This is a genomic window from Haloquadratum walsbyi J07HQW2, assembly GCF_000415985.1.
GTDB lineage: Archaea > Halobacteriota > Halobacteria > Halobacteriales > Haloferacaceae > Haloquadratum > Haloquadratum walsbyi_B.
In genome coordinates this window covers 493989-495940 of the sequence record NZ_KE356561.1, presented here as the reverse complement: position 1 = coordinate 495940, position 1952 = coordinate 493989, and the positions used below count along the sequence as shown (strand labels likewise).

The following is a 1952-nucleotide window of genomic DNA, read 5'->3' as shown; positions in this document are numbered from 1 at the left end:
TAGACAAGAGGAGCCTCAGCAAAAAGCCCTGTACAAGACAAATAAATTCGATTTGAAGTTGATGTATCAGTAATCAGGTAGGTTATAGTCCCTTTTGACCACCACCTAATACCCTGTCGCAACTAGGACAAACGATTAATCGACTCCCTACACCGGCGTCCGCAAACCATTCGAGCGATGCCTCTGCTCTGTACCACATTCGGGACACTTTGGCATGCCAGTGGATGTACTCTGAGAAGTAAAATTAGTTTTGTCGGTTATCTACTCCTTACGTTCAAATTGTAATCAACTGTGTTGTGTGAACCCACGCAGTTGCATCAACAACACCCTTCTAGGAGGATTCGTTTGGATTCAAAGATTCATTCACCAGTATTGGATCGATGACTCCAACGACAATCAAGATGAGGTACGGGAGCCATTTGGGAGGAGTTGGTCCATCCAGTAATATGATGAGTCCGGCTAGTGGGACTGAGAATAGCATTGCCAACGCGATGAACGTGAGAATAACTGTGTTTTCACGAGAGAGCATCGGATAACACCATTCGTAGGAGTCCATACTCGACAAGTATCAGAACAGTATCCCAAGAACATCGCCACAGATTGCGATAACTGTGTAATGACACGTTCATGCTAACAATGTGTCCAAGCAACACTCGTTCATCATTTCCTCAGTCTTCATCTAACAAACCGTGAGGGATGCCGGACGATCACGTACCCCCCGCTCCCGATGACGATGCAATTGCAGAGGCACTTTCAGTTGCAAATGTGAATGTGACCGTGAATAGCAGCTGTGTTCTCGAGATCGTCACGCCCGGCAGTCGACGTCTCCGCCCGGATCAGGATGCAAATGCAAGTCCAATTGTATATATTATTGAACCGTCACTCCCGGGAGTCGGGGGAGTCGACCTGATCACTGATCCCGGATCCCGATACCCCCCGCTCCCGATGACGATGCAGAGGCACTTCCAGACTTCATATTCAGACAGGTTAGTATCATGTCCTAACATCGGGACGGGATCACGGGACCGGGAGTGGGAGTCGACCTTGTGCCTCAGACCTGTACCCCCTACTCCAGAGGGAATGGCATTAACAGTTAATTTAATGTGATATCACTGTGACTATCCTCGGGAGTTGGGGCTCTCGCACCAGTTGTTGCCTTTCGATCAGTTGCCCCGGCTCAGAGACAAGACACCCCTGCTCCCGTGTCGATCACGATCACGATCACGTTCCCCCTACTCCAGAGACAATTGCATCCCCGATTGAGTTTCTACAACACTGTATAAACATTCCCGGGAGTCGGGGGAGTCGACGTCTCCGCGATGTCCCGGATCACGATCACGATGCAAATGCCATTGCAGAGGCACTTTCAGACTCAATTGCACCATCATTGATTGTCGGGAGTCGAGCTCGGGAGTCGACGTCTGCAGGATCAGAATCAGGATGAGGATCCGGTGCAGGTGCAGTTGCATCGAGAACACCCTTCTAGGGGATTCCGTGCAAGTGAGCCGGAACAGTGTCACAGTTTATTCAGCAAGGAGAGCACGGAGGTCCAAAATCCCAGCAGTCGCGAGCATGAGGATACCCACAACGAAGAATGCATGACCCAATGGCTCGACAAGTATGAAGATAGGAAAAATCAACCCAGCGATAATAAGGAATCTTCCAGACATTGTCATGAGACCCCAGCTACATACGATGAACAATCCGAGTGAAAAAAATAGACCGGACCTCTGAAGGCATTATTCGTGTGAACAGCCGTCGAAGTGGCTCGCGTGCTGTGTCCGACCTTCTAAGGCTTCGACCTGGCACTCCTCGCACGTCACAACAGACTCACCAGTGTCCCCGTTTTCGCCGACCTTCGTAGCGTAGTGCGGACCTCACTGACGCATCTACTCAAGAGAAATATGCATAGTTGATACCTGCATCAGTAAATTGTCCTATTCAGTCAGACC

2 protein-coding genes are annotated in these 1952 nt (G+C 49.8%); both read right to left on the bottom strand.

The window, feature by feature from the left end; genetic code table 11:
• Positions 1-331 precede the first annotated feature (331 nt).
• A complete protein-coding gene (locus J07HQW2_RS02385; RefSeq protein WP_021053667.1) occupies positions 332-556 on the bottom strand; it encodes a DUF7987 family protein in 225 nt (74 codons plus the stop codon).
• Between the two features lie 967 nt (positions 557-1523).
• Positions 1524-1670, bottom strand: coding sequence for a hypothetical protein (locus tag J07HQW2_RS17280; RefSeq protein ID WP_303703908.1), 147 nt, complete (start codon positions 1668-1670; stop codon positions 1524-1526).
• Positions 1671-1952 lie beyond the last annotated feature (282 nt).